Origin of the sequence: Streptomyces sp. NPDC057287 (genome assembly GCF_042667905.1) — a bacterium.
Taxonomy (GTDB): domain Bacteria; phylum Actinomycetota; class Actinomycetes; order Streptomycetales; family Streptomycetaceae; genus Streptomyces.
Map to the genome: position 1 here is coordinate 30,855 of NZ_JBHUYV010000016.1, position 18,601 is coordinate 49,455.

Here is an 18,601-nt window from a genome sequence, read left to right on the forward strand (position 1 = left end):
CCGCCGTTCCTTCTTTATAGTCAGAGTGACTATTAAAGAGGAGGCGGCGTGACGCTCGCGGACATACTCGATCCCCTGCAACAGCCCCTGGTGACGGTCCTGGACACTCCGGTCAGCTGGACCGAGGTGCTGGGTTTCGGCAGCGGTGCGCTCTGCGTCTGGCTCGTGGCCCGCCAGCATCTCGCCAACTGGCCGATCGGCATCGCCAACAACCTGTTCTTCATCCTGCTGTTCGCCCAGTCCGGTCTGTACGCCGACGCCGGCCTGCAGATCGTCTTCATCTCCCTCGCCGCGTACGGCTGGTGGACCTGGACCCACGGGGGTGGACCAGGTGCGACGGTCCTGCCGGTGCGGAGCACCTCCCGCGCCGAATGGGCCTGGCTGCTCGCGGCGGGGGCGGCCGGAACCCTCGGTCTCACGCTGCTGCTGTCCCGGGCCACGGATTCGACCGTGCCGTTCTGGGACGCCCTCACCACCTCGCTCTCGCTCATGGCGACGTACGGACAGTGCCGCAAGCGCGTCGAGTCCTGGTGGCTGTGGATCGCCGCCGACGTGGTGTACATCCCGCTCTACGCGTACAAGGAGCTCTACCTGACCTCCCTGCTGTACGCCGGTTTCCTCGCGCTCTGCCTCTTCGGGCTGCGCAGCTGGAACAGGGACCTCGCCGTGTACCGGCGCGAGGGTGCGGTGGTGCCGGCATGAAGCGCCACGGGCACGGGCTCGTCCTCGGCAAGTTCTATCCGCCGCACGCCGGCCACCACCACCTCGTCCGCACCGCGCGGGACCGCTGTGAGCGCCTCACCGTCCTGGTCTGCGCCGCGTCCGTCGAATCCGTCCCGCTCGCCGACCGGGTCGCCTGGATGCGGGAGGCGCACCCCGACGTCCGGGTGGTGGGCGCGGTCGACGACACCCACATGGACCTCGCCGACGCGGCCGTCTGGGACGCGCACATGAAGGTGTTCACCGCCGCCGTGCCCGAGCGGGTCGACGCCGTCTTCACCTCGGAGACGTACGGCGAGGAACTGGCCCGCCGCTTCGGCGCGGAGTCCGTCCTCGTCGACCCCGGCCGCACCCTGTTCCCCGTATCGGGCACCGAGGTCCGCGCCGACCCCGCCCGCTGCTGGGACTACCTGGAGCCGCCCGTCCGCGCCGCGCTCGCCCGCCGGATCGTCGTCCTCGGCGCCGAGTCCACCGGCACCACGACCCTGGCCCGCGCCCTGGCCGACCGCTACCGCAGGCGCGGCGGCGTCTGGGCGCAGACCCGTTACGTCGCCGAGTACGGGCGGGAGTTCAGCGAGGCGAAACTCGCCGCCCTGCGCGAGCGGTGGCCGGGCGCCCAGTGGGAGGACGTCACCTTCACCACCGACGACTTCCCCCTCATCGCCGAGACCCAGAACGCCAGGGAGGAGGCCGCGGCGCGGGTGGGATCCCCGGTGCTCTTCTGCGACACCGACTCCTTCGCCACCACGGTCTGGCACGAACGCTACATCGGGGGACGCAACCCGCTCGTGGAGAAGACCGCCGACCGGGTCACCCACCACCTCTGGCTGCTCACCGACCACGAGGGCGTCGCCTTCGAGGACGACGGACTGCGCGACGGCGAGGAGCTGCGGCCCTGGATGACGGACCGCTTCCGCGCCGAACTCGCGCGCACCGGAAGGGCGTTCACGGAAGTCACCGGCTCCCACAGCGAGCGCCTCGACGCGGCGGTGGCCGCCGTGGACCGGCTCCTCGCCGACGGCTGGCACTTCACCGCACCCCTGCCGGAGAACCGATGAGCACCGCCCCCGAGGGGTACGACCCCCACGCCTTCGCCCCCTTCGCCGTCACCGTCGACCTCGCCGTCTTCACCGTCCGCGAAGCACGGCTCCATGTGCTGCTGGTGGAACGCGGCCAGGCCCCCTACAAGGGGCGATGGGCGTTGCCCGGCGGATTCGTCCTGCCCCGGGAGTCCGCCGAGGAGGCCGCCCGCCGCGAGCTGGCCGAGGAGACGGGTCTCACCCAGAAGTCCGTGTGCGGCTTCCACCTCGAACAGCTGCGCACCTACACGGACCCGGACCGGGATCCCAGGATGCGTGTCGTCTCCGTCGCCTACGCGGCGCTCGTGCCCGACCTTCCGGAGCCCCGGGGCGGCGGGGACGCGGCCCGCGCGCAGTGGTGGGACGCGGGCGGCACCGGACCGCTCGCCTTCGACCACGACCGCATCCTGGCCGACGCGCACGACAGGATCGGGGCCCGGCTCGAATACTCCTGTCTGGCCACCGCCTTCTGCCCCGCCCGATTCACCCTCGGCGAGCTCCAGCAGGTCTACGAGACCGTCTGGGGCGTCGAGCTCGACCGGCCCAACTTCCGGCGCAAGGTCCTCACCACGCCCGGCTTCGTCCAGGCCGTCGACGGACCGCCGCGCCGCACCGGCGGACGCGGAAAGCCCGCCGCCCTCTACCGGGCGGGTGCCGCGACTTCCCTGCACCCTCCACTGCTGCGCCCGGAAGGACGCCCTGAAGGACGGACATCATGATCCCGACAAGGATTCTCACCAAGCAGGCGGCCACGGGCGCGCTGACCGGGCTCGCGCTCGGCGACGCGCTGGGCTTCCCCACCGAGTTCAACAACGTCCCCGCGATCCTCGCCAAGTGCGGGCCCTGGCGCCAGATGCGGCTGCCGAAGCCCGCGTTCGTCACCGACGACACCCAGATGACGCTCGCCCTGGGCCGCGGCATCCGCACCGCCATGGACCGGGGCCTGCTCACCCCGGAGCGTCTGGCGGGCCCGGTCCGCGAGGAGTTCGTCCGCTGGTCCCGCTCCCCGGACAACAACCGCGCGCCCGGCCGCACCTGCATGACCGCCTGCCGCATGCTGGAGGACGGGAGGCCCTGGCAGGAGGCCAGCCAGACCGGCTCCAAGGGCTGCGGCGCCAACATGCGGGTCGCGCCCGTCGGGCTCGTGCCGGGGCTCAGCGAGGAGCAGCGCTCCGGTGCCGCCCAGCTCCAGGCCGCACTGACCCACGGTCACCCCACCGCGCTGGCGGCCTCCGACCTGATGGCGCGAGCGGTGTTCCTGCTGGCGCAGGGAGCCGAACCGATGGGCCTGGTCGGCCAGTTGCGCAGCTACGCCTACGAGAACGGCAGCCGCTACCCGGCGCGCTGGCTCGGCGACCTCTGGCGGTACGCGGGCGACGCCTCGCCCGAGGCGTACATCCGGCGCGGCTGGGACGAGTGCCTCACCGCACTCGCCCGGGTCCAGGACGCCCTGCGGGCCCCGTCCCCCGAGACGGACCCGTGCGAGGCCACCGGCGACGGCTGGATCGCCGAGGAGGCGCTCGCGACGGCCCTGCACTGCTTCCTGCTCTTCCCCGAGGAACCCGTCACCGCCCTGCGCCGGGCCGCCTGCACACGGGGCGACTCCGACTCCCTGGGCTGCCTCACGGGCGCGCTGGCGGGAGCGCACCTGGGGGCGGGGGCCTGGCCCAAGGAGTGGTCGGAACGCATCGAGTACCGCAGTGACCTGCTGTCGCTCGCCGCGCTCTGGGACGCCTGATCCATGCACAGCGACACGGCGCTCCTGCGCCGGGCCGGACTGCCGGACACCGACCTCACCCCGATGCTCGCCGAGGAGCCCTGCCCGCTCCTGTTCGCCACGGTCTCGGGCGCCCATCTGTACGGCTTCCCCTCGCGGGACTCGGACGTGGACCTGCGGGGGGTCCACGTCCTGCCCGCGGAGGATCTCGTCGGCCTCAGGGAGCCGGAGGAGACGCGCTCACGGATGTGGGACCACGACGGGACCGAGATGGACCTCGTCACCCACGACCTCCGCAAGTTCGTCCGGCTCATGCTGAAACCCAACGGCTACGTGCTGGAGCAGCTGCTGTCACCACTGGTGGTGCACACCACGGCGCTCCACGCGGAACTCGCGGCGCTCGCCCCGGCGGTGGTGACCCGCAACCACGCACACCACTACCGGGGGTTCGCCGGCACGCAGTGGCGGCTGTTCGAGAGGACCGGCGAGCTCAAGCCGCTCCTCTACACCTTCCGCGCGCTGCTCACCGGCATCCATCTGATGCGCAGCGGCAGGCTGGTGGCCCATCTGCCGACTCTGTTGGACGAGGTGGCCGGGCCGTCCTACCTGCCCGCGCTGATCGAGGCGAAGGCCGGTGCCGAACACGGACCGGCGTCGTCGGTGGACACCCCTTCGGCCGCGCGTGACGTCGAGGCGCTCCATGCCGTCCTCGACGAGGCGCAGGCCCGGTCGGGGCTCGCGGAGGCACCCTCGGGGTTCGACGCGCTGCACGCCCTCGTCGTCCGCGCGCGACTGGGGGAGGGCGTCACCTCCTGACGGTCCGGCGGCCGCCCTCTCACTCGCGTTCGCGCAGGTGGGAGCGGCGGCCCTCGCGGTCGAAGATGCCGAGGACCTCCGCCGGGCCGCCGACGGCGCCCAGCGCGTGCGGGAGCATCGTGGTGAACTCGGCCGCCTGGCCCTCCTCCATCCGCAGCCGCCGTTCCCCCAGCAGCAGCACGACCGTCCCCGACAGCACCGTGAACCACTCCCGGCCGGGGTGCGCCTTCAGCGCGGAAGGGCCTTCCGGCGGTGGGTCGGTCAGCCGCATCCGGGCCACGGTGACGCCGGGCTCACCGCGCAGCGCCCACTGGGTGAGGCCCCGCGCGGGATGGAGGACGGGGTTCACGATCACGTCCTCCGGGGCGGACTCGACGAGCTGGTCGAGCGAGGTGCCGAGGGCCCGGGCGATCACGGTGAGCTGGTCGAGCGCGATCCTGCGGTGACCCGTCTCGATCCGGCTGAGCGTGGAGGAGCTGAGGTGGCAGCGGGCGGCGAGGTCGTCGAGCGACCAGCCGTGCGCGGCCCGCAGAGCCCGGATCCGTTTGCGTACGAGGCCGTCGAGATCACTGCCTTCTTGCGTCATGAGCAAGAGAGTATGCGCTGTGCGCAAACCTTCGTAGGCTCGGTTCCATGACACGCTCCGCTTCCCACGACCGCACCCCCGAGCCGCACAGTCCCGCCCACCACCACGGCCACGGCGACCACCACGGTCACGGAGGCGGGCACGGGCACGCGCACACAGGGCAGGACGACGCCCTCCTCGTCGCCGTGCTCGACCTCGACGCCGAGATCTTCGCCCCGTACCTCACCGCAGTGACCAGCCGGATCGCCGAGCTCGCCGGTGGCGGCGTCTCGCACGTCGTCGACCTCGGGGCGGGCACCGGGACCGGCACGTTCGCCCTGCTGGAACGCTTCCCCGGCGCCCGGGTGACCGCCGTCGACAGCTCCCCCGAAATGCTCGCCCTGCTCGTCGAGCGGGCCCGGGCGAAGGGCCTGGGCGACCGGGTGCAGACCCTGGAGACGGACGCCGGCACCGGACTCGCCGGCATCACCGACGCCGACCTCGTCTGGGCCTCGGCCTCCCTGCACCACGTGGACGACCCCGCCGCCGCCCTCGCCGGGGTCCGTGCCGCGCTGCGCCCCGGCGGACTGGCCGCCGTCGCCGAGATGGACGGGATGCCGTACTTCCTCCCCGAGGCCGCCGTCGCGGACCGCCCCGGCCTGGAGGCGCGCTGCCGCGAGGCACTCGGCGCGGTCGACGCCGAGCAGGTGCCGCACCTGGGCGCCGACTGGGGCACCCTGCTGGCCGCGGCGGGACTCGCCGTCGAGCACGAGCACACGGAGCCGCTGGAGCTGCGGCCCCCGCTGCCGGCCCAGGTCGGCGACTACGCCCACCTCGTGCTCGGCCGCATCCGCGGCGCCCTCGAAGGCCGGGCCGACCCCGCGGACCTCGACGCCCTCTCCGCCCTGCTCGACGGCGGCCCGGGCGACGTGCGCCACCGCGAGGACCTGGTCGTACGGTCCACCCGTGAGCTCTGGGTGGCCCGTCGCCCGGCGGACACCGCCTGAGCTACCCGCACGCCGACGCCCGCCGGGCCCTGACCAGGAACGCCTCCACGCGCTCGCGGTCCGGCTCCGGCGGGAGCGGGGAGCGGGAGGCCGCCTCGTCGTTCTCGTCGGCCAGGCGCGCCATCCGGCGTGCCACCTCGGTCCACGGGACCTCGCCCCGCTTCACCGCCAGCAGGTCCTCGCGCGCGTCCCCCACCCCGATCCGCAGCTCGCCCGTCCGGAGCAGGTCCCGGCAGGACGCCAGCAGCCGCAACAGGTGCATGGCGTGCTTCCAGCGCGGAGCGCCGTGCACGCGGACATCGGCCTCCAGCTTCCGGCGCTGGCCCAGCGCGTAGCGCACGAACGTCCCGTGGGCGTGCCGGGACAGGAAGGCATCGCGCAGCCCGAGGAGCTCCTCGCCCGTGGCGTCGATCCGCTCGACGAGCGGGGAGTGCAGGCACTCCAGCACATTGGGATTGGCCCGCAGAGCCAGTTCGCAGAAGCGCTCCAGCTCCCAGGAGAACTGCTCGTCGGCGGGCCCCTCGACATGGGTCGGCGGCTTCGTGAGGCCCCAGAACAACGGGGTCGGCGCGAGGAACACCCCGCGCCGGTCGGTGTCGCTGTCATCGGTGGCCAGCCCGAACGCGCGAGAGCCCATCACACACGCGTAGACGGTGTGCTCCCGCACGAGCCGCGTGCCATCGGGGGTGATCATGCGCGCGAGGTTACGCGCCCTGCCCGAGCCGGATGCTGTCGCCCTCGACGGTGATCCGTTCGGCCGGCAGGGCGCGCGTCGCCGGGCCCTGCTCGACGGCCCCGTCCTTGATGCTGAACCGGCTGCCGTGGCAGGCGCAGTCGATGGTGCCGTCGGCGACCGACGAGACGATGCAGCCCGCGTGGGTGCACACCGCGGAGAAGGCCTTGAACTCCCCGGCGACCGGCTGGGTGACCACGATTCTGCGGTCCTTGAAGATCGTGCCGCCCCCGGCCGGGATCTCGGAGGTCGTCGTCAGCTCGGCGCCCCCGGAGGCTGCCGGGGAACTCGCCTCCCCGGAGGCGGCCGGGGAGCTCTCCTCGCCGCCGTCCCCGTCGCCGGACGAGCCGCAGCCGGTCGCCAGTGCCGCCGCTCCCGCGGTCAGGACCGTCCTTCGCCGTGCGTTCATGCTTCTCCTCGCAGGGTGATCGATGCAGGGGCCGATGACAGGCATCGTCACCCCGCCCGGCGTCCGTGCCCCGCAACCCGGCGGGAGATGCGCCCGACCGGGTGGGCCGCGGAGCGGCGCCCCTCCCGCCGCGTCTCACGGACAGAGCGCGGTGACCGGCCCGTCCGCCGCCCCTCTAGGCTGAAAGGGCACACAGAACGAGGCGACGAGGGGTACGACGTGGCGGTACGAGCAGTCCGTGGAGCCGTCCAGCTGGAGCGGGACGAAGCCGGTCACATGGACGAGCGGGTGAGTGAACTCCTCACCGCGGTCCTGGAGCGCAACCAGATCGTCTCCGACGACCTGATCAGCGTGTGGTTCACCGCCACCCCCGACCTGCACAGCGATTTCCCGGCGGCCGCCGCCCGGGGCCTCGGCATCGTCGACGTACCGCTGATCTGCGCCCAGGAACTGGACATCGACGGGGCCATGCCCCGTGTCGTCCGCATACTCGCCCACGTGGAGACGTATCTCTCCAAGGCCGAGATCAGCCACGTCTACCTCGGCGCCACCGGCGCCCTCCGCAAGGACATCGCCCAGTGAGAACAGCCCTCGTCATCGGAACCGGCCTGGTCGGCACCTCCGCGGCCCTCGCCCTCGCGGGGCGCGGCATCCAGGTGTACCTGGCCGACCGCGACGCGTCATCGGCCCGTACCGCCGCCGCGCTCGGCGCCGGTACGGACGAGGCGCCCGAGGGCACCGTCGACCTGGCGATCGTCGCCGTACCCCCCGCCCACACCGCCTCCGTGCTCGCCACGGCCATGCGGGACGGGATCGCCCGCGCCTACCTGGACGTCGCGAGCGTCAAGGGCGGCCCGCGCCGCGAGCTGGAGGCGCTCGGCGCCGACCTCACGCCGTACATCGGCACGCACCCCATGGCGGGCAAGGAGCGCTCCGGGCCCCTCGCGGCCACCGCCGACCTCTTCGAGGGCCGCCCCTGGGTCCTCACACCGACCGGGGACACCGACACCGAGGTCCTCAACCTCGCCCTGGAACTGGTCGCGCTCTGCCGGGCCGTCCCGGTCGTCATGGACGCCGACGCCCACGACCGTGCCGTCGCCCTGGTCTCCCACACCCCGCAGCTGATCTCCTCGATGGTCGCCGCCCGGCTGGAGGAGGCCGACGAGACCGCCGTACGGCTGTGCGGCCAGGGGATCAGGGACGTCACCCGCATCGCGGCCTCCGACCCCCGGATGTGGGTGGAGATCCTCTCCGCCAACCCCGGCCCGGTGGCCGACGTACTGGCGGGCGTCGCCACCGACCTGGACGAGACGGTCCGGGCGCTGCGCGGTCTGCAGTCCGCCGACGAGGACGAGCGCCGCACGGGCACCGAAGGCATCGAGGACGTCCTGCGCCGCGGCAACGCCGGCCGGGTCAGGGTCCCCGGCAAGCACGGGGCCGCCCCGGCGTCGTACGAGATCGTCGCCGTGCTCATCAGTGACCGGCCGGGCGAACTGGCCGCGATCTTCGCCGACGCGGGGAAGGCCGGCGTCAACATCGAGGACGTCCGCATCGAGCACGCCACCGGCCAGCAGGCCGGACTGGTCCAGCTGATGGTCGAGCCGAGCGCCGCACCCGCGCTGAGTACGGCCCTCAGCGAGCGCGGCTGGTCGATCCGGCCCTGAGGACCGTCCCGGAGACAGGGGTACAAACGCGCTCCGCGCACTCGGTAACCTTGTGGGGAGGCCGCCCCGGTCCGCCCTGTCCCGCTCCGCCCACCCCCGCGTACCAGGAAGGTGTCCACCACCGTGGAAACCGTAAGCGCCGCCGCCCGGACCGCCCCGGCCGCAGTGATCGTCGCCATCGACGGCCCCTCCGGCACCGGCAAGTCGAGCACATCCAAGGCCGTCGCCGCCCAGCTCGGCCTGAGCTACCTGGACACGGGCGCCCAGTACCGGGCGATCACGTGGTGGATGCTGAACAACGGCATCGACGTGGACGACGCGGCCGAGATCGCCATGGCCGCCGCCAAGCCGTTCATCGTCTCCGGGACGGACCCGTCCGCCCCGACGATCACCGTCGACGGCGAGGACGCCTCGGGGCCGATCCGCACCCAGGAGGTCACCTCCAAGGTCAGCGCCGTCAGTGCCGTGCCCGAGGTGCGCGCCCTGATCACCGAACTGCAGCGCACCATCGCCGCCGAGGCCGAGCGGGGCATCGTCGTCGAGGGCCGTGACATCGGCACCACCGTGCTGCCCGACGCCGACATCAAGATCTTCCTGACCGCCTCCGCCGCGGCGCGCGCCGCCCGCCGCAGCGGCGAGCTCAAGGGCTCGGACCTCGCCGCCACCCAGGAGGCGCTGGTCAAGCGGGACGCCGCGGACTCCGGCCGCAAGACCTCGCCGCTGGCCAAGGCCGGCGACGCCGTCGAGGTGGACACCACCGACCTGACCCTCACGCAGGTCATCGAGTGCGTCGTCACCCTCGTCGGGGAGAAGCAGGCCGCGAAGTGACCGGAGCCACTGCCGCGCCGACGCTGCGCGGGGCGGCCGTCGGGCGCGGGATCGGCATCGGGCTCATGTACGGGCTGTTCAGGCCCCGCGTGCTCGGCGCGTGGCGGGTCCCCACCGCGGGACCCGTCATACTCGCGGTGAACCACGCGCACAATCTCGACGGACCGATGCTGATGGGCACCGCGCCCCGGCCCGTCCACTTCCTGATCAAGAAGGAGGCGTTCGTCGGCCCCCTCGACCCGTTCCTGCGTGGGATCGGGCAGCTGAAGGTGGACCGTACGACCGTCGACCGCACCGCCATCACGCAGGCACTCGGCGTGCTGGACGACGGCGGCGTCCTCGGGATCTTCCCGGAGGGCACCAGGGGCGAAGGCGACTTCGCCTCCCTGCGCGCGGGGCTCGCGTACTTCGCGGTGCGCGGTGGGGCGCCCATCGTCCCCGTCGCGGTCCTGGGGAGCACGGAGCGCCGTGGACGGCTGGTACGGGCACTGCCTCCGCTGCGCAGCCGGGTCGACGTCGTCTTCGGTGACGCCTTCCAGGCCGGTGACGGCAGCGGGCGGCGCACCAGGAAGGCGCTGGACGAGGCGACGCTGCGGATCCAGGCCGCGCTGACCGCGCACCTGGAAAACGCCAGGCGCCTCACCGGGCGCCCTGTTAAGACTTGAGTAGTGGGCCGCGCCATCGTGGCCCATCGATGATGATGCAAAGAGGAACGGACTTCATGAACGACCAGATTCACTCCGGCGGCTCGGACCACGAGCACGGAGCACTTGGCGATGCCGAGTACGCGGAGTTCATGGAGCTCGCCGCGCAGGAGGGGTTCGCCCCGGAGGACGTCGAGGGCGCGATCGGTGAGGCCGGTCACGGACCCCTTCCCGTCCTCGCCGTCGTCGGCCGCCCCAATGTCGGCAAATCGACCCTGGTGAACCGCATCCTCGGCCGCCGCGAGGCCGTCGTGCAGGACAAGCCGGGCGTCACCCGTGACCGGGTGAACTACGAGGCCGAATGGGCGGGCCGCCGCTTCAGGCTCGTCGACACCGGCGGCTGGGAGCAGGACGTCCTGGGCCTGGACGCCTCCGTCGCCGCCCAGGCCGAGTACGCGATCTCGACGGCCGACGCGGTCGTCTTCGTCGTCGACGCGACGGTCGGCGCGACCGACACCGACGAGGCCGTCGTCAGGCTGCTGCGCAAGGCCAAGAAGCCCGTCGTCCTGTGCGCCAACAAGGTCGACGGACAGAGCGGTGAGGCGGACGCGACCGCGCTCTGGTCGCTCGGTCTCGGCCAGCCCCACCCGGTCTCCTCGCTGCACGGCCGCGGCACCGGCGACATGCTCGACGCCGTGCTGGACGCGCTGCCCGAGGCGCCGGCCCAGACGTTCGGCACCGCCCTCGGCGGCCCGCGCCGCATCGCGCTCATCGGCCGCCCGAACGTCGGCAAGTCCTCGCTCCTGAACAAGGTCGCCAATGAGGACCGGGTCGTCGTCAACGAGCTGGCCGGCACCACCCGCGACCCGGTCGACGAGCTGATCCAGCTCGGCGGTGTCACCTGGAAGTTCATCGACACGGCCGGCATCCGCCGCAAGGTCCACCTCCAGGAGGGCGCGGACTACTACGCCTCGCTGCGCACCGCGGCCGCCGTGGAGAAGGCCGAGGTCGCCGTCATCCTGATCGACTCCAGCGAGTCCATCAGCGTCCAGGACCAGCGGATCGTCACGATGGCGGTGGAGGCGGGCCGCGCGATCGTGCTCGCCATCAACAAGTGGGACACCCTCGACGAGGAGCGTCGCTACTACCTGGAACGCGAGATCGAGACCGAGCTCGCGCAGGTCGCCTGGGCCCCCCGGGTCAACGTCTCGGCCCTCACCGGCCGGCACATGGAGAAGCTCGTCCCGGCGATCGAGACCGCGATCGAGGGCTGGGAGACCCGGGTCCCCACCGGCAGGCTGAACGCCTTCCTCGGTGAGATCGTCGCCTCCCACCCGCACCCGGTGCGCGGCGGCAAGCAGCCCCGCATCCTCTTCGGCACCCAGGCGGGCGTCAAGCCGCCGCGGTTCGTGCTCTTCGCGTCCGGGTTCCTGGAGCACGGCTACCGCCGCTTCGTCGAACGCCGTCTGCGCGAGGAGTTCGGCTTCGAGGGCACGCCGCTGCACATCTCGGTGCGGGTGCGTGAGAAGCGCGGCCGCAAGAAGTGAGGTAGCGCCACGAAGAAGCCCCGGACCCCCCGCTCGGCGGGGGTCCGGGGCTTCTTCGTGGCGTCAGGCGTCCGTGGACCCGGGCGGCAGCGCCGCGGGCCGTGCGCGCCCGGCGTGCCGTCCGACCCGCTGCCAGGAACCGGGGTTCGCGGCGCCCGAGCTGTGGCTTCCCTGGGCGTTCGCCGCCGTACGGCCGCTCAGCGGTGCACGGCTGCCGAACATCCCGATGCCGAACGTTCTGAAGCCGAGATTCTCCTCACCCGTGCGGTCCCCCGGAAGCGCCCGGAACGATCGCCTGTACTCGGAGTACAGGGCGTCGTAGATCGGGGTGGGGGACTTCCCGGCCGAGGGGTCCTGCGACGGGCGCATGGCCGGAATCGGGGTCTGCTGATGGCGAGGAGGGTCGTATGAGTGCACGTAGGTGCCAACGACCTCACCGCCCGTCGGATGCGGGCCGGACGGAGAAATCGCTGTTCGGCGGGCATCGGAGGGCGGCGGGAACATGCTCAGGTCCCGGCCAGCGGCATCGTCGCGGCGACCAGGAGCCCGTTGACCGCGGCCTTGTCCAGCGCGTCGCGGAGGAGGTCCTCGCGCGGCTGCTGGCCGATGGAGCCCGCCGGTGCGGCGAAGACCAGCACGCTCTGCGACTTGTTCGCGGCCGTCCGCCAGCCCTCGGTGACCTGGAGCGGCTGGTGGGCCTGCCACCAGGCGACCGGGCTGCCGCCGCCGGCGCCGGGCTGCAGCACGGCGTGCAGCTGGCCCATGGCGAGGAGGACGGACCAGCCGGGGAGGGCGCCCGGGAGACGGTTCAGATGCGGCGTGGGCAGGAAGCCCTGCTCCAGCAGCAACTGGAGGAACTGGTCGCCGCCGCTGCCGTCGGTGCCGGGCCGGGCGATCGGCCCCGTCGGTTCGACGACCAGGGCCGGGCGGAGGTCGTCCTCGATCAGGACGAGACCGCTGGTGATGCCGAGGACGGCCTGTTCGGGCATGAGGCCCTCCGGATTCTGTGGCTCGCTGCCGGTGATGGACCGCACGGCCCCCTGGAGCTGGTCCTCCGCGACCTGGACGACCTGCGAGGGGATGCAGCTCGCGTGGGCGAAGGCGAGCACGGCGGTCTCCTCGCCCACGAAGAGCACCGTGCTGGTGCGCTCCTGGTCGGAGTCGCCGGGAGTGCGGCACGAGGTGCAGTCGTAACTGCCTGGGGCACTGTCGCCGACGAGCAGCCGTTCGGCTTCGGCATCGCCGATCTCGGCGCGTACGTCCTCGCTGACGTCGAGCATGCGCGGCACGGGTGGCTCCTCGAACTCGGTGCGTGGGCCGGGCGGTTCCCGGCTCATGAAGAGACAACGGAAGACCCGGGGCCGGGGTCACGCGTGAATCGGGAGATTACGCACCGGAGTCGGCGGGCCGGGGAGCCGGAAGATCGCGCACGTGATCCGGAGTCAAATGTTCCGCGCAAAGGCCTCCGCAGCATGCGCGACCGTTCGAAATGTCACGGGTCTGTGCGACTCCTGTGCGAATGCTGTGCCGCCTCCTGACGGCACGTAAGGTCCGTTGCAGACCAGTCGACCAGGGGAAACGACTACGTAATGCACATTTCATTTCTGCTCCACAACGCGTACGGCATCGGGGGAACGATCCGTACCACCTTCACGCTCGCCAGGACTCTGGCGGAGCAGCACGACGTCGAGATCGTCTCCGTCTTCCGGCACCGCGACGACCCGAAGCTCGGCGCACCCGCCGGTGTGCGGATGAAGTACCTCGTCGACCTGCGCAGGTCGAGCGCCGAGTACGAGGGGGAGACCGCCGAACACGGGATGCCGGCATCGGTGTTCCCGCGCGGCGACACCAGGCACGGGCAGTACAGCAGGCTCACCGACAGACGTATAGCGGCGCATCTGGGGGGGCTGGAGGCCGATGTCGTCGTCGGCACACGTCCTGGACTCAACGTCCACATCAGCAGGCAGACGCGGCGGGGCCCGGTGCGGGTCGGCCAGGAACACCTCACTCTCGAGAGCCACGGCTACCGGCTGCGCCGGGAGATCAGCCACCGGTACCGGCTGCTCGACGCCGTCACGACCGTCACCACGGCCGATGCCCACGACTACCGCACCAGGCTGCGGCTGCCCGGCGTACGGATCGAGGCCATCCCCAACAGCGTGCCCGAGCCGGCCGGCCGGCCCGCCGACTGCGACGCCAAGTGGATCGTCGCGGCCGGCCGGCTGCACCGCGTCAAGCGCTACGACGTGCTGGTCCGGGCCTTCGCCGGGATCGCGGCGGTCCGCCCGGAATGGCGGCTGCGGATCTACGGCGCCGGTGACGCGTCCGGCAACGAGCAGCAGGCCCTGCGCGGGCTCATCGACGAGCTCGGACTCCGGGAGCGGGTGTTCCTCATGGGTTCGGTCGACCCGATGGAGGAGGAGTGGCCCAGGAGCTCCATCGCGGCCGTCACCTCCGAGCGCGAGTCGTTCGGCATGACCATCGTGGAGGCGATGCGCTGCGGAGTGCCGGTCGTGGCGACCGACTGCCCCCACGGGCCCGCCGAGATCATCGACGACGGAAAGGACGGGCGGCTGGTGCCGCTCGGGGACACGGACGCCTTCGCCGGGGCCCTGCTCGGCCTGATCGACGACGACGCCCTGCGGTACCGGATGGGCCGTGCCGCGAGGATCTCCGCCGCGCGGTTCGACCCGGAGCCGATCGCGGAGAGGCACGAGAAGCTCTTCGCCGAGCTCGCGGGCCGGGGCGGGAGGGGGCGATCGCAGGGTGTGCTGCGCAGTGCTGTCCACCGCTCCAGGGGCAGTGTGCTGGACGGGGCGTATGCGCTGCGTTACAAGGCGGCGGAGGTGATCCGCGGAGGGCGGTCCTGACCGGTGGCGCCCGGACCCGTCGTCCGGGCGCCGCTTCCCGGACCGATTCATTCCGGATGGGGTGGTGTCCGGGGGCGCGCCGGCCGGGGGCGCCCCCGGGCGGGGCACGGGAAAGTAAGGCGCGCATAAGCGCGAGTGAATTCCAGGTTGCGGTCCCGTATATTTCCCTTTCATCGAACGCGGAGAAAAGGGAACGCCGACGGAGAGGATCCCCGCGGCATTCCTGTACGGGCGGGTCCGGAGAGGCTTTTCACTCGGGGCGGTCCCATTATGTTCCGTCCCGCCCGACTGCCCGTTCGGGTGAAGTGGTCCGGCGTGAACACGTGTGGTGATCCTGTGACACGGCCGTGACCGGCGGGGTACGGAGGGCTGCGTGGTGACCTGTGGACCCACGGCTTCCGCCGCAGCGCGGGGCGGCCTACGGTGAGAGGTATGGCACCTGTACCGACCCCTCCCGCCCAGCCGGACGACACCCCCGACTCCTACGTCGGCCTCGATGCCGCGGCCGCCGAACGGCAGGCCAGATCGCGCGGCTGGAGCACGGTCCGGGCCCTCCCGCCCGGCACCGTCATCACCATGGAGTTCCGCGGCGGACGCATCAACTTCGAGGTGGACGCCTCGACCGTGACCCGCTGCTGGGTCGGCTGACGCCCCCTCCCGGACATGACGAAGGCCCCGACCGGAGTCGGGGCCTTCGCCGTCTGCGGCGACGGTGCGCGCACCGTCGCCGCAGGTCGGTCAAGGGGCGACCGGGCCGCCCGCCACCGGGCGGGACGGACCCGCGCTGCTCCGGGGGGAGCGGTCCGCGTGCGGCGGACGGCGTGAGCCGGCCGGGGTGAGCGGTGTCCTCTCCGAACGCACGGGGTGGGCGGCGTGCGCCCTGGCCCGGCCGGCGGTACCGGGATGACCCGCGATGCTCCCCGTCTCGGGTGCCTGTCCCGTGCTCGCGGCCTCCTGGACGCCTTCGGCGGCCACCCCGCCGCACAGTGCCTGCGGCAGCAGGACCGGCTCGGGTGCCACCGGCGCGGCCGGGACGGAGCCCCGGGCCCGGCGCCGTGCCCGCCACTGCTCGCGCACCGAGAGGATCCAGACCTCGGTGCGCGTGATCAGCGGCTCGAACCAGGGCAGGGCCAGCAGGATCAGCAGACCGGCCGCCCAGCCCAGCACGACGTCGCTGAGCCAGTGGGTGCCGATGTAGACGGTGGTGAGCCCCACGCCCAGGGAGACGAACGCCGAGACGGCCGACAGGTAGCGCCTGGCGCGTGGCGTGGTGGCCAGGTAGGCAAGGATTCCCCAGGTCACCACGGCGTTGGCGGTGTGTCCCGAAGGAAATATATCGCCGCCGGCGAAGAGCTCGGCCGAGCCGATCTCGGTGGCGTAGTGCGGGCCGAGCCGCCCCAGGCCGAGCTTGACCGCGCCCACCGTCACATTGAGCAGCAGCAGTGAGGTGCCCAGCGTGAGCAGGGGCCGCAGCGTGTGCTGGCGCCAGGAGCGCCAGCCGAGCCAGGAGGCGACCATCACGGCCGTGGGGCCGCGCTGGCCGAGCACGACGTAGTAGTCGAGGAAGGCGTGGAGTCCGGGCCACTGCTGGTAGGGCCGGAACAGCATGACCTTCCAGTCGAGGGCCACCAGCCAGGACGAGACCAGCACGGCGACGACGATGGCGAGATAGAACGCCAAAGTCCCGCCGAAGAGAGCGATGCGGTGACGGCTCATCCGCGGGGTCTCTATCTTCGGCGGTTCCGGCTCCCGGTCCAGACGGGCAAAGATGTCGGTACGCACGCAATGGACGTTACAGCGAGTGAGTCTGTGATCCTGCCGATCTCGCGTCTTTGTGATGACGATGTGATGTGGACTTTGTCTCAGACAGGTATCCATTACCGCGGTCCCGAGGAATGGTTTCGGGCCGTCGCCTATTCGTTCCGACCCTTATTCGCAGGAATGTTTGAGCGTCGATGAATTGGGCGCGGCGCGACCGCTGCGCTTGAGCGCGGGGCCATTCGGGGGAGCCTCCGGCCGGTGGGGCGGAGGGCGTCGCGCCCCCGGCGTGGCGGTCCGGGCGTTACCCCGTGTACAGGGAGTGAAGTGGTGTACGCCACACCTGGTGGCCGGTGAACGTATGAGCTGCACCACGCGTGACCACCTGGAACTCGCGTACGCTGACGGCTCACTCGCCCGTCGATGCCGGGCCCGGGGGATGCCGTGAGCCGGATCCCCAGCAGGTCTGCCGAGCGCGAGGGACTCATTGTGGGAGGTGCGTACATGACTGGGACGTCCACGGCCGTGAGCAGGCTGCGCGCGGCAGCCGGCGGTGCCAACCGCTGGGTCGTCCTGGTCGTCCTCTGTCTCAGTCTGCTGCTCGTCGCGCTCGACGCGACGGTGCTGCACGTCGCCGTTCCCGCCGTCACCGAGGACCTGCGGCCCAGTGCCGTCGGCCTGCTCTGGATCGTGGACGCCTATCCACTGGTCTGTGCGTCGCTCCTGATCCTCTTCGGCACGCTCGGTGACCGGATCGGCAGACGGCGCGTCCTCCTCTTCGGCTACGCGCTCTTCGGGGCCGCCTCCGCGCTCGCCGCGACGGCCGGCACCCCCGGTGTGCTGATCGCGGCACGCGCGCTGCTCGGCGTCGGCGGCGCGATGATCATGCCGGCCACCCTGTCGATACTCCGCCAGGTCTTCCCCGACCGCCGCGAGCGGGCCCTGGCCGTCGGCATCTGGACCGCGGTCGCCGCGGTCGGGGCCGCCGCCGGGCCGGTCATCGGCGGCTTCCTCGTCGAGCACTACTGGTGGGGCTCGGTCTTCCTGGTCAATATCCCCCTCATGGCGCTGATCCTCCCGCTCGGACGCTGGCTGCTGCCCGAGTCCCGCGGCGGGGCCGACGGTCCCTGGGACGTTCTCGGCGCGCTGATGGCCGCGGCCGGTGTGCTCGGCGTCGTCCTCGGGATCAAGCGGATCGGCGGGGGAGAGGGGCTGCTGAACCCCGCCACCCTCGTGCCGCTGCTCGTGGGGGCCGCCCTGCTGGCCCTCTTCGTGCGCAGGCAGAAGCGCCGTACCCATCCGCTGATCGACATCGCGATGTTCTCGCGGCCCGCCTTCACCACCGCCGTCGGCTGCATCGTGCTGGCCATGCTCGCCCTCGTCGGCCTGGAGCTGATCGCGGTCCAGTACCTCCAGCTGGTCCTGGACCTGAGCCCGCTGGAGACCGGTCTGCGCCTGCTTCCGCTGACCTTCGCCGCGATGGCGGCCGGCGCCACCGGTTCCTACACCCTGAGCCGTGTCGGTCCCCGCCGGATGGTCGCCTGGGGCTTCGTGCTCACCGCCGCCTCGGTGCTGCTGCTGACCCTGATGGGCCAGCACGACCGGCCGGCGCTGCTCACCGCCGGTTTCGTGCTGCTGGGCTTCGGCCTGCAGTCCACGCTGTTCGGGGCGTACGAGTCGATGCTGAGCGAGGTCCCCGCCGAGCGGGCGGGAGGCGCCGCGGCGATCGGGGAGACCTCGTACCAGCTGGGCGCGGGCATGGGGATCGCGCTGCTCGGCAGCGTCATGAACGCGGCCTACGCGCCCGGGCTCTCCCGGCTCCACGAGGAGGGTGTGCCCACCGCCGCCGGATCGGCCGCGTCGCATTCCCTCGGGGAGGCCTATCAGGTGGCCGGGCGGCTGGGCGGCCCCATGGGCGACCTGCTGCGGAACACGGCCCGGCACGCCTTCGTCGACGGTCTGCACATCACCCTGCTGGTCAGCGCGGGCCTGCTGCTGCTCGGGGCGCTGGCCGCGCTGCGCCTCCCGGGCGTCATGGACTGTCCTCCGGTCAAGAGTGCCTGTCGTGAGCAGACGGCCGCCGTGCCGGAGCAGGGCACCGGGCCCGACCCGGCCGGATCCGCCTCCTCCCGCCACCGGCCCGGTCCGCCGGATGCTCCCGGCCGCCGGGTCCCGCTGCCCGCCCGGCGTGAACCCGCGGAGGCCACCGGCTCTGGACGGGCCGCGCGCTGAGCCGTAACGTCG

General features: G+C 72.3%; 20 protein-coding genes. 14 read left to right on the forward strand and 6 right to left on the reverse strand.

Features of this window, described 5'->3' with window-relative positions; translation table 11 throughout:
• Positions 1–48 precede the first annotated feature (48 nt).
• From pnuC to ACFUNE_RS27465, 5 genes are read left to right on the forward strand one after another with little or no spacing between them, the layout of a single operon-like run.
• Entirely contained in the window at positions 49–702 is a 654-nt protein-coding gene (gene pnuC / locus ACFUNE_RS27445; protein ID WP_383573519.1) for a nicotinamide riboside transporter PnuC, read from the forward strand.
• Positions 699–1,778: an AAA family ATPase gene (locus tag ACFUNE_RS27450; protein ID WP_383573522.1), complete on the forward strand. Its 1,080-nt coding sequence runs from the start codon at positions 699–701 to the stop codon at positions 1,776–1,778. Before pnuC ends, ACFUNE_RS27450 begins: the two co-directional genes overlap by 4 nt.
• On the forward strand, positions 1,775–2,518 hold the full coding sequence (locus tag ACFUNE_RS27455) for an NUDIX domain-containing protein (RefSeq protein WP_383573525.1): 744 nt from the start codon (positions 1,775–1,777) through the stop codon (positions 2,516–2,518). Before ACFUNE_RS27450 ends, ACFUNE_RS27455 begins: the two co-directional genes overlap by 4 nt.
• Positions 2,515–3,537 carry an ADP-ribosylglycohydrolase family protein gene (locus tag ACFUNE_RS27460; protein ID WP_383573528.1) on the forward strand — a complete coding sequence of 341 codons (1,023 nt, stop codon included), beginning with the start codon at positions 2,515–2,517 and terminating at the stop codon, positions 3,535–3,537. The genes ACFUNE_RS27455 and ACFUNE_RS27460 overlap by 4 nt, the downstream gene beginning before the upstream one ends.
• Positions 3,538–3,540: 3 nt before the next feature.
• Positions 3,541–4,332 carry a DNA polymerase beta superfamily protein gene (locus ACFUNE_RS27465; RefSeq protein ID WP_383573531.1) on the forward strand — a complete coding sequence of 264 codons (792 nt, stop codon included), beginning with the start codon at positions 3,541–3,543 and terminating at the stop codon, positions 4,330–4,332.
• A 19-nt stretch (positions 4,333–4,351) separates the two neighbouring features.
• Here the strand turns inward: ACFUNE_RS27465 and ACFUNE_RS27470 are convergent, their stop codons facing one another.
• Complete coding sequence (locus ACFUNE_RS27470; RefSeq protein ID WP_383573534.1) at positions 4,352–4,918, reverse strand: helix-turn-helix domain-containing protein; 567 nt, start codon at positions 4,916–4,918, stop codon at positions 4,352–4,354.
• Positions 4,919–4,965: 47 nt separating this feature from the next.
• Between ACFUNE_RS27470 and ACFUNE_RS27475 the strand changes: the two genes are divergently transcribed.
• The gene (locus tag ACFUNE_RS27475; protein ID WP_383573537.1) at positions 4,966–5,904 is read left to right on the forward strand and encodes a class I SAM-dependent methyltransferase; all 939 of its coding nucleotides are present in this window, start codon (positions 4,966–4,968) and stop codon (positions 5,902–5,904) included.
• A 1-nt stretch (position 5,905) separates the two neighbouring features.
• Here the strand turns inward: ACFUNE_RS27475 and ACFUNE_RS27480 are convergent, their stop codons facing one another.
• Both ACFUNE_RS27480 and ACFUNE_RS27485 read right to left on the reverse strand, forming a co-directional pair.
• Entirely contained in the window at positions 5,906–6,598 is a 693-nt protein-coding gene (locus ACFUNE_RS27480) for a DNA polymerase beta superfamily protein (RefSeq protein ID WP_383573540.1), read from the reverse strand.
• Between the two features lie 10 nt (positions 6,599–6,608).
• Positions 6,609–7,046, reverse strand: coding sequence for a Rieske (2Fe-2S) protein (locus ACFUNE_RS27485; protein WP_383573543.1), 438 nt, complete (start codon positions 7,044–7,046; stop codon positions 6,609–6,611).
• Positions 7,047–7,265: 219 nt separating this feature from the next.
• Here ACFUNE_RS27485 and aroH point away from each other — a divergent pair, with 219 nt between their 5' ends.
• The 5 genes from aroH (at position 7,266) to der (ending at position 11,729) form a co-directional block, all read left to right on the forward strand.
• Complete coding sequence (gene aroH / locus ACFUNE_RS27490) at positions 7,266–7,628, forward strand: chorismate mutase (protein ID WP_383573546.1); 363 nt, start codon at positions 7,266–7,268, stop codon at positions 7,626–7,628.
• Entirely contained in the window at positions 7,625–8,710 is a 1,086-nt protein-coding gene (locus ACFUNE_RS27495; protein ID WP_383573548.1) for a prephenate dehydrogenase, read from the forward strand. Before aroH ends, ACFUNE_RS27495 begins: the two co-directional genes overlap by 4 nt.
• A gap of 111 nt (positions 8,711–8,821) precedes the next feature.
• Complete coding sequence (cmk, locus tag ACFUNE_RS27500; protein ID WP_383573551.1) at positions 8,822–9,538, forward strand: (d)CMP kinase; 717 nt, start codon at positions 8,822–8,824, stop codon at positions 9,536–9,538.
• Positions 9,535–10,203, forward strand: coding sequence for a lysophospholipid acyltransferase family protein (locus tag ACFUNE_RS27505; protein WP_383573554.1), 669 nt, complete (start codon positions 9,535–9,537; stop codon positions 10,201–10,203). The genes cmk and ACFUNE_RS27505 overlap by 4 nt, the downstream gene beginning before the upstream one ends.
• Positions 10,204–10,259: 56 nt before the next feature.
• Entirely contained in the window at positions 10,260–11,729 is a 1,470-nt protein-coding gene (gene der, locus ACFUNE_RS27510; RefSeq protein ID WP_383573557.1) for a ribosome biogenesis GTPase Der, read from the forward strand.
• Between the two features lie 63 nt (positions 11,730–11,792).
• Here der and ACFUNE_RS27515 read toward each other — a convergent pair whose 3' ends face one another.
• A complete protein-coding gene (locus tag ACFUNE_RS27515) occupies positions 11,793–12,098 on the reverse strand; it encodes a hypothetical protein (RefSeq protein WP_383573560.1) in 306 nt (101 codons plus the stop codon).
• 137 nt (positions 12,099–12,235) lie between these two features.
• A complete protein-coding gene (locus ACFUNE_RS27520; RefSeq protein WP_383573563.1) occupies positions 12,236–13,018 on the reverse strand; it encodes a hypothetical protein in 783 nt (260 codons plus the stop codon).
• Positions 13,019–13,318: 300 nt separating this feature from the next.
• On the opposite strand from ACFUNE_RS27520, the gene ACFUNE_RS27525 reads away from it, so the two are divergent.
• Both ACFUNE_RS27525 and ACFUNE_RS27530 read left to right on the forward strand, forming a co-directional pair.
• Entirely contained in the window at positions 13,319–14,599 is a 1,281-nt protein-coding gene (locus ACFUNE_RS27525) for a glycosyltransferase family 4 protein (RefSeq protein WP_383573566.1), read from the forward strand.
• 432 nt (positions 14,600–15,031) lie between these two features.
• Positions 15,032–15,247, forward strand: a complete 216-nt coding sequence (locus tag ACFUNE_RS27530) for an I78 family peptidase inhibitor (RefSeq protein WP_383573569.1) — start codon at positions 15,032–15,034, stop codon at positions 15,245–15,247.
• Positions 15,248–15,337: 90 nt separating this feature from the next.
• On the opposite strand, the gene ACFUNE_RS27535 is transcribed toward ACFUNE_RS27530, so the two are convergent.
• A complete protein-coding gene (locus ACFUNE_RS27535) occupies positions 15,338–16,381 on the reverse strand; it encodes a phosphatase PAP2 family protein (RefSeq protein WP_383573572.1) in 1,044 nt (347 codons plus the stop codon).
• A 480-nt stretch (positions 16,382–16,861) separates the two neighbouring features.
• On the opposite strand from ACFUNE_RS27535, the gene ACFUNE_RS27540 reads away from it, so the two are divergent.
• The gene (locus ACFUNE_RS27540; protein WP_383573576.1) at positions 16,862–18,589 is read left to right on the forward strand and encodes an MFS transporter; all 1,728 of its coding nucleotides are present in this window, start codon (positions 16,862–16,864) and stop codon (positions 18,587–18,589) included.
• Positions 18,590–18,601: the final 12 nt, after the last annotated feature.